The sequence below is a fragment of the Pseudomonas sp. RW10S2 genome (assembly GCF_014268985.1).
GTDB classification, from domain to species: domain Bacteria; phylum Pseudomonadota; class Gammaproteobacteria; order Pseudomonadales; family Pseudomonadaceae; genus Aquipseudomonas; species Aquipseudomonas wayambapalatensis.
Window position 1 is genome coordinate 1 of sequence record NZ_JABWRO010000186.1, and the last position, 6260, is coordinate 6260.

A 6260-nucleotide genomic window follows, 5' to 3' on the forward strand; every position below is an offset into this window, starting at 1 on the left:
CCACACCCCCAACACACGCCCGCCGCTGGCGGTATTTTTTTGCCTGGAGAAAACCCATGACCCAATCCCTGCCCCGGGGCGTGCGCAACCGCAATCCCGGCAACATCGACTTCAGTCCCGCAAACAACTGGGTGGGCCAGATCGGGAAAGAGCCAGGAGGCCGGTTCTGCATCTTCGACACCCCGGAGAACGGCATCCGCGCCCTGGGCAAGCTGCTGCAGACCTACTACAACAAGCACGGCCTGCGCACTGTGACGGCGATCATCAAGCGCTGGGCGCCAGAGGTGGAGAACGACACCAGCGCCTATGTCCGCGCCGTTGCCCAGCGCTGTGGACTGAGTCCGAGCGAGCCGATCAAGAACATCAAGGACGAGAAGATCCTGGGCGGCCTGGTGCACGCGATCATCAAGCACGAGAACGCGAACTACGAGTACCCGCCTGCGATCTTCGCAGAGGGCGTGCGCAGGGCGCTGACATGAACGCCTGGGGAGTGCGCGTGATCGCGCTGCTGGCCGTTGTCGGCTCGTACTGGCTTGTGTACGAGCATGGGCGATCTGTAGAGCGCGCCGAGGCTGCAGCACTATCTGCGCGGCGAGACAGCGGCGATCGCCTGGCCGAGGTGCTCGGTGAGCGCGGTGCTCGAGCAGAAGAACAACGACGCGCTGCGGCGCAGGAGCAGGCGAGGGCCGATGCACATGAACAGAGAACGATTGCTGATGCTGGCGCTTCTGGCGCCGATGCTGCTGGTCAGCGGCTGCGCGACGACAGCGCCAATTTCGCCGCCACCGTCAGTTGTCCCGGCACGGATACCGCCGCTATCGCCAGAGGCAAGGCAGCCACCCGCGCCGCAATGGTGCTCTCCGACTTGCTCGCACGGGCTGATGATCGAGCGGGAGAACTGGCGGAAGCTTATGACAAAGCCCGAATAGCCGGCCTGGCCTGTGAAGCGTCCTATAATGGCCTGACAAAGCCATCGGGGTAGGTCAGTGAAGCGAACGCTTGAAGGAATGGTCGCTGCAGGTGAAGAGTTGCTTCGCCAGGCGCTCGACGCCAATCGACGCCTACAGCAGGCCGTGGCTGATGTTGAGCCCCCCGAGGATGTCGAGCGGCACCGAGTATTGGCCGATCGGCTTTACCGCCAGGTGACCGAGCATCAGCTCATCGCTACCGGCAAGGCACCTCATATCATCCACTGATCGCCAGGGAGGCGAGCATGAAGGACAAGCGCGAAGTCGTGATGCCAGACCATCAGGTCTACAAGGATGTTGAGGAGGCTATGAGGCGCCATCTTGAGGCGCAGGAGGCCGGTCTGCCTGCGGAGGAAGTGGAGCGCTTGCGGCTGATTTTGGAATCACAGATCAAGGCGGCTCATCAGTACCATTCAGATGCCATGGGGCGAGCGCCGCTGAACCGTCACTGATCTGGACTGATCAGCTCAGGCCCCTGATTCCGCACATTCCCTACGGCTGTCCTGACCTTGTACCACTCGAATGCCTCGGCTGACTCCCCCAGGTTCAGCACCATCTGTTCGGCGTGCTCGCTGGGCATCCCGGCTGCAATCCACTCTCGAGCCAGTTCCGGCTCAAACACAACTGGCCGGCGGTCGTGCACGTCAACAAGCCCGCCCTTGGCGTCTGCTGTGATGATGACGAAGCCGTCGTGTTCACTGCCGGTGAATTGACCGATGCTCGCGCATAGCGCTGGCTGGCCGTCCCGCCGACGGATGTAGTAAGGCTGTTTCTTCGGCCCGCCCTCATCAACCCACTCGTACCAGCCGTCGATGGGTGTGATTGCACGGTGCGGCCAGATAGCCCGGAAGAACGGGCCGTGAGCGACCTTCTCGACGCGGGCATTGATCGGCGCAGCGCGATCTGCAGCCCAGTGTGGCCGCCACCCCCACCTCACTAGGTCCGCCCGCGGGCCTCCATCATCAAAGCGCAGCACAGCAACGGGCGTAGTAGGCGCAACGTTGTACCGCTGCAGCGCCTGGTCACCGACGTTGTTCCTCCAGACATCCGGCATGCTGAGTACTTCAACGAAGTCGTGAATGCCTCTGTACTGGGTCAGCCGTCCACACATTTCCCGTCCCTCCTGCTCGAGCACAAAGCATAGCCCGCCGGGCGGTACTGGCGCGGGGTGCGCGTGCAATGCTCAAATACTGTATCGATATACAGTGTTGGTGCCGCATGTACTTCCTCCTTGTTCGCCGCCGAGTGCGCGGCGTTGCGATCCCCAATGGGCAGCTCACGAAGATCCAGCCGATTCGCGCTGACGTTCACATCGAGTACGGACACAGTACCGTGCTCGGTCGGCAGTGCCTGGGCGCCAGGGTGTTCAACCCAACCCCAGGGCCCGACGTTATCCCGCGGCTACACGACGCGCGCGTTACGGGAATGGCCACGCTCGGCATCAACATCACTGGCGTGGAGGAGGTTGACGGAGTGCTCTATGCGCAATCGTGGTGGTGTCGTGCGCAGTAGCGCGGCGGCCATCCCGCAGCCCTGGATGGACGAGCTCAACGACCAGGTGGCGATGATCACCGATCCAGACGGGCGCTCTGCAGTGATGGCGGAAATGGCCGTTTCCGCTCACCGCAGGCAGGACGTTGATGCTGGGGCGCTGGCCGAGATGCTGGAGCTCGCCGAGGCGGCCAGGCTATGGGCTCATGCTGAGCGTGAAGCGGAGTGAGAGTGACGCCAGCCAGGACGGCTGACGGTGTGGCAGAACGCCAAAGAAAGGGTGTAAATCGGTTCCAAAACTAAAACGGCGACCCTTGTAGAATGCGGCTTGCAGGCCGTTAAGATCACTTTAGTTTTGGAACTGATATTGCCTTGCAGGCATCGCAGGGCGGGGATTCTTGGATCGGTTTGCAAATCCGTCTACGCCGGTTCGATTCCGACCTCGGCCTCCACCATTCGAAAGCCCCGCAGATTAACGTCTGCGGGGTTTTTCTTTGGGCGCAGAAAATCCGGATCGTTTCCGCATATTTAGCCGTCGTTTCCGCATCACCCCTCTACTTGGTCGGGCTGACCACCTCGAGACGTTGAAGTTGTCGGTCGATGCATCATCGCGGCCAACATCGCCCAGAACGGCGGTGACATGGTCAAGGACTCGGGCGCCTCGATCAGCGCCAACGCCTTCCAGGATGCTGCATTCACCGCCGGCGATGCCGCCGATATGTTCGCCGCTATCGGTGTGCACTCGGTCGTCATGAACCAGATGGTCAAGCAGGACATGATCGAATACCTGCGCGACTCGCAGGGCAAGATCATCCTGGCTACCTACCTGGGTAAGCCGGTCTTCATGGACGACGCCCTGACCTATGCGCCGGGCCAGTACCTATCGCTGTTCTTTGGTCAGGGTGCGTTCGGCTACGGCGAAGGCGATCCGACCAAGCCGGTCGAACTGGAGCGCAAGCCTGGTGGCGGCAACGGCGGCGGCGCCGAGGTGCTGTGGGAGCGCAAGACCTTCATCCTGCAGCCGGCCGGCTTCAGCTGGCAGGGCAGCGAGAACCGCAACCTCAGCCCGACCGCCGTCCAGTACGCCGCAGCAGCGAACTGGAAGCGCGTCTTCGACCGCAAGCAGGTTCCATTCGCCGCGGTCATCAGTGGCACCGCCACCCCTTGACCCCATGATGCGGGGCGCCGGAATGGCGCCCTGAGCAGGAGATCAGCATGAAAGTCATCTACACCAACACCCCGGGCAGCGAGCGCGGCACCTGCTATCGCCGCCTGGACCAGTTCTTCGGCGTGATCGACGGCGCTACCTCGGTGGCCGTGCAGGGCGATGCCCCTCACATCACTGAGGCCTACCAGCGCCAAGGCATCAGCGTCAGCGAGATCGAGGAAGGCCTGCGCCTGGACGGACCGACCATCGCTCAGTGGCTTGAGCAGGGCTATAAGGCTTCGGCCTACCCGCCGAACGGCTATGCCCCGGTCAGCAGCCAGGCTGAGATCGACAAAGCGATCGAGGGCGAGGACGGCGGCGACGACGAGACCGACCCACGCAAGATGAAGGTCCCGCAGTTGAAGGGCTGGCTGAACGTGTCTGAAGATCCTGCCCAAGCCACCTGGACAGTCCAATTGAGGAAGTAACCATGCCACGCGGCTCACACATGGCCCAGCGTTACGGCGGGAAACAGGGTGGATTCTCCGAGGCTATCCGGGCATTCGCCGAGCAGGCTGAGCAAGCGCTTGACGCTACCTTCCGCGAGGTCGTGATCGAGATCGGCAGCAGCGTCATCCGCATGTCGCCCGTGGGAAATCCGGAAATTTGGGCGGCCAACGTCGCTCACCGCACCAAGGCCAACAGAGCCGCCGATGACTACGACTTCAAGGTCACGGTCCGCAACACCCTGATTAACCTGAATCAGGACAACTTCACCAAGGCTGGCAAGCTGCGCAAGGGCGTCAAGTATGCCAAGCCCCTGACAAAGACCGAGCGCGAGCAGAATTTCGCCACCAATGGCCTTGTGGCGGGTCAGGGTTACGTCGGTGGCCGCTTCCGGGGCAACTGGCAGTTCTCCATCGATTCACCAGCTACCGAAGAGCTCGACCGCATTGATCCATCTGGCAGCCAGGCGATTGTTGACCTGATTGCCCAGGTGCAGGCGCTAACCATCGGGCAAACTGCCTTCATCGTGAACAACTTGCCCTATGCCGTTCCTTTGGAATATGGCCACTCAACTCAGGCACCGAATGGCATGGTCCGGGTGACCCTGGCCAAATTCCAAGCGATCGTCGATCAAGCCATCAGGAACAACCAGGTATGAGCCAGGCACTCGCCCGACAGGTCATCGAGATCAAGCTGATGGCCTGGGCCACGGCGCGCCCGATCCGGGTCGCGAACTTCGAGCAAGGATTCGAGGCCGGGGCTGACGAAACGTATCTGCAGGCGTTCCAATTGCCGGCGGGAACCACGTGCCGCTACTTGGGCGGCAATGCCTACGAGTACTCTGGCGTTTACCAAGTGAGCATCGTCTGCCCGGCTGGCCAGCCACTGGCTACCGCCGAGAGCCTGGTCGATGAGCTTTCGAGCCTCTTCCGCGTGGACTCGGAGCTCAGCCGCAACGGCTTCGAGGGCCTGGTCACCGAACCGGTTGGCCAGGGCCCAGCCATCACCGAGTCGGCGACCTACACGGTCCCGGCCAGCTTCACCTACCGCGGCGTAGCTGACTCATAAGTTCTCTCCCGCGCAAGGGAGTAGCAAGGAGCCAAGCGATTTCCGGGATTTTGGGTCTCAAGCTCGCCTGCAAAGGCGCGCCTTAGTAGCACGTTAAGTGTTTTCTATTTCTGGTATCTAAGGCAACATGCCGCTGAGCTCGGCACCGTACCATAAGGCCGTCTCTTTAAAACTAAATACACTGGGTCGGACCAGTTAAGCTAATAAGGACCTTTAGATGTTGGTAAGGATGTTTTTGCTCTTGAATTTTATGGTGCTTGGTGCTTGCGCGAGCAATTTAAATTTAATTCAGCGTGCGGACGAAACTAAGCCTCTCGATCCTAATAAGGCTGTAATTGTCGGCTTTGTTTCCGAAGCTTTCCTCACGCAGCCCCATGGGCTTAAAGTTATGCTGAAATATCAAGACCCCAATAAAGATGCGGTGGATACCCGTATATCTCTTGATACGCTAGGGCGGAAAAATGAAGTCACTGGCGACGACATACTAAAGAGTAATGTGCTGGGAAATAGCTTTGTATACGAAGTGCCTGCAGGCACATATGAGTTGACGCACTGGTACTACACCTATTATGACGGTCTGAGTGTGAAGCAAAACAAGAAACTTGAGTTCACCGTAAAGCCTGGTGAGGTAGCATATATTGGCAGTTTTCACGCTAACTCGCTATTTATGTGTCTCTACGGAAAAGATGATTACTCAAACGCGATTGCGGTTGTTAAGAAAGCGCACCCGTTCTTGGCGAATGCGGTCATTTCCAATCGCTCACAAACAATGACATTCCCAGGCTGGCCTAATGTAAACGCTGAGGACGTCCTGCAAAAAGGATTGTGCAACATCCAGTAGCCCAATGCCTTCCGGGGTGATACCACTGCAAGACCCTATTTATCCATCAAGCCCGCCGCGTGCGGGCTTTTTCGTTTCTACCCAAGAGGAAAATACCATGGCCGCACGCTTCAGGACGTATACACATAGACCCCATTCTATAAGTTATAGAATGGGGTCTATGTGTATGTGATTAGCAACCCAGAACCGCGCTGGGCTTTTTGCATCTGTGTAGTGGTCTACTAACCCCGGACACCCA

At 59.6% G+C, this 6260-nt stretch carries 11 protein-coding genes and 1 pseudogene; 10 read left to right on the forward strand and 2 right to left on the reverse strand.

The window, feature by feature from the left end:
- The first annotated feature begins 56 nt into the window (after nt 1–56).
- Nucleotides 57–479: a structural protein gene (locus HU729_RS24545; protein WP_186711816.1), complete on the forward strand. Its 423-nt coding sequence runs from the start codon at nt 57–59 to the stop codon at nt 477–479.
- Nucleotides 476–982: a DUF2514 domain-containing protein gene (locus tag HU729_RS24550; protein WP_186711817.1), complete on the forward strand. Its 507-nt coding sequence runs from the start codon at nt 476–478 to the stop codon at nt 980–982. The genes HU729_RS24545 and HU729_RS24550 overlap by 4 nt, the downstream gene beginning before the upstream one ends.
- 79 nt (nt 983–1061) lie before the next feature.
- Here the strand turns inward: HU729_RS24550 and HU729_RS26075 are convergent, their stop codons facing one another.
- A complete protein-coding gene (locus HU729_RS26075) occupies nt 1062–1184 on the reverse strand; it encodes a hypothetical protein (RefSeq protein WP_346655320.1) in 123 nt (40 codons plus the stop codon).
- A gap of 29 nt (nt 1185–1213) precedes the next feature.
- Between HU729_RS26075 and HU729_RS24555 the strand changes: the two genes are divergently transcribed.
- Complete coding sequence (locus tag HU729_RS24555) at nt 1214–1420, forward strand: hypothetical protein (RefSeq protein ID WP_186711818.1); 207 nt, start codon at nt 1214–1216, stop codon at nt 1418–1420.
- Here the strand turns inward: HU729_RS24555 and HU729_RS24560 are convergent.
- The gene (locus tag HU729_RS24560) at nt 1414–2079 is read right to left on the reverse strand and encodes an SOS response-associated peptidase family protein (RefSeq protein WP_186711819.1); all 666 of its coding nucleotides are present in this window, start codon (nt 2077–2079) and stop codon (nt 1414–1416) included. The two genes, HU729_RS24555 and HU729_RS24560, sit on opposite strands and share 7 nt — an antisense overlap.
- Nucleotides 2080–2186: 107 nt before the next feature.
- Here HU729_RS24560 and HU729_RS25910 point away from each other — a divergent pair, with 107 nt between their 5' ends.
- From HU729_RS25910 to HU729_RS24590, 7 genes and pseudogenes are all read left to right on the forward strand, one after another.
- Nucleotides 2187–2480, forward strand: a complete 294-nt coding sequence (locus tag HU729_RS25910; protein WP_238348435.1) for a hypothetical protein — start codon at nt 2187–2189, stop codon at nt 2478–2480.
- Nucleotides 2449–2688: a hypothetical protein gene (locus tag HU729_RS24565; RefSeq protein WP_186711820.1), complete on the forward strand. Its 240-nt coding sequence runs from the start codon at nt 2449–2451 to the stop codon at nt 2686–2688. The genes HU729_RS25910 and HU729_RS24565 overlap by 32 nt, the downstream gene beginning before the upstream one ends.
- A 375-nt stretch (nt 2689–3063) precedes the next feature.
- Nucleotides 3064–3627, forward strand: a pseudogene (locus tag HU729_RS24570) (major capsid protein); the annotation flags it as partial.
- Between the two features lie 47 nt (nt 3628–3674).
- The gene (locus tag HU729_RS24575) at nt 3675–4094 is read left to right on the forward strand and encodes a hypothetical protein (protein ID WP_186711821.1); all 420 of its coding nucleotides are present in this window, start codon (nt 3675–3677) and stop codon (nt 4092–4094) included.
- A gap of 2 nt (nt 4095–4096) precedes the next feature.
- On the forward strand, nt 4097–4771 hold the full coding sequence (locus HU729_RS24580; protein ID WP_186711822.1) for a hypothetical protein: 675 nt from the start codon (nt 4097–4099) through the stop codon (nt 4769–4771).
- On the forward strand, nt 4768–5181 hold the full coding sequence (locus HU729_RS24585) for a phage tail terminator-like protein (RefSeq protein ID WP_186711823.1): 414 nt from the start codon (nt 4768–4770) through the stop codon (nt 5179–5181). The genes HU729_RS24580 and HU729_RS24585 overlap by 4 nt, the downstream gene beginning before the upstream one ends.
- Before the next feature lie 217 nt (nt 5182–5398).
- The gene (locus tag HU729_RS24590; RefSeq protein ID WP_186711824.1) at nt 5399–6022 is read left to right on the forward strand and encodes a hypothetical protein; all 624 of its coding nucleotides are present in this window, start codon (nt 5399–5401) and stop codon (nt 6020–6022) included.
- Nucleotides 6023–6260: the final 238 nt, after the last annotated feature.

Bases quoted from the DNA above. Each gene is read 5' to 3' on its own strand.
- HU729_RS24585 (WP_186711823.1), top strand. From the start codon at position 4,768: ATGAGCCAGGCACTCGCCCGACAGGTCATCGAGATCAAGCTGATGGCC.
- HU729_RS24590 (WP_186711824.1), top strand. From the start codon at position 5,399: ATGTTGGTAAGGATGTTTTTGCTCTTGAATTTTATGGTGCTTGGTGCT.
- HU729_RS24565 (WP_186711820.1), top strand. From the start codon at position 2,449: ATGCGCAATCGTGGTGGTGTCGTGCGCAGTAGCGCGGCGGCCATCCCG.
- HU729_RS24550 (WP_186711817.1), top strand. From the start codon at position 476: ATGAACGCCTGGGGAGTGCGCGTGATCGCGCTGCTGGCCGTTGTCGGC.
- HU729_RS24580 (WP_186711822.1), top strand. From the start codon at position 4,097: ATGCCACGCGGCTCACACATGGCCCAGCGTTACGGCGGGAAACAGGGT.
- HU729_RS24545 (WP_186711816.1), top strand. From the start codon at position 57: ATGACCCAATCCCTGCCCCGGGGCGTGCGCAACCGCAATCCCGGCAAC.
- HU729_RS24575 (WP_186711821.1), top strand. From the start codon at position 3,675: ATGAAAGTCATCTACACCAACACCCCGGGCAGCGAGCGCGGCACCTGC.
- HU729_RS24555 (WP_186711818.1), top strand. From the start codon at position 1,214: ATGAAGGACAAGCGCGAAGTCGTGATGCCAGACCATCAGGTCTACAAG.
- HU729_RS25910 (WP_238348435.1), top strand. From the start codon at position 2,187: ATGTACTTCCTCCTTGTTCGCCGCCGAGTGCGCGGCGTTGCGATCCCC.
- HU729_RS24560 (WP_186711819.1), bottom strand. From the start codon at position 2,079: ATGTGTGGACGGCTGACCCAGTACAGAGGCATTCACGACTTCGTTGAA.
- HU729_RS26075 (WP_346655320.1), bottom strand. From the start codon at position 1,184: ATGAGGTGCCTTGCCGGTAGCGATGAGCTGATGCTCGGTCACCTGGCG.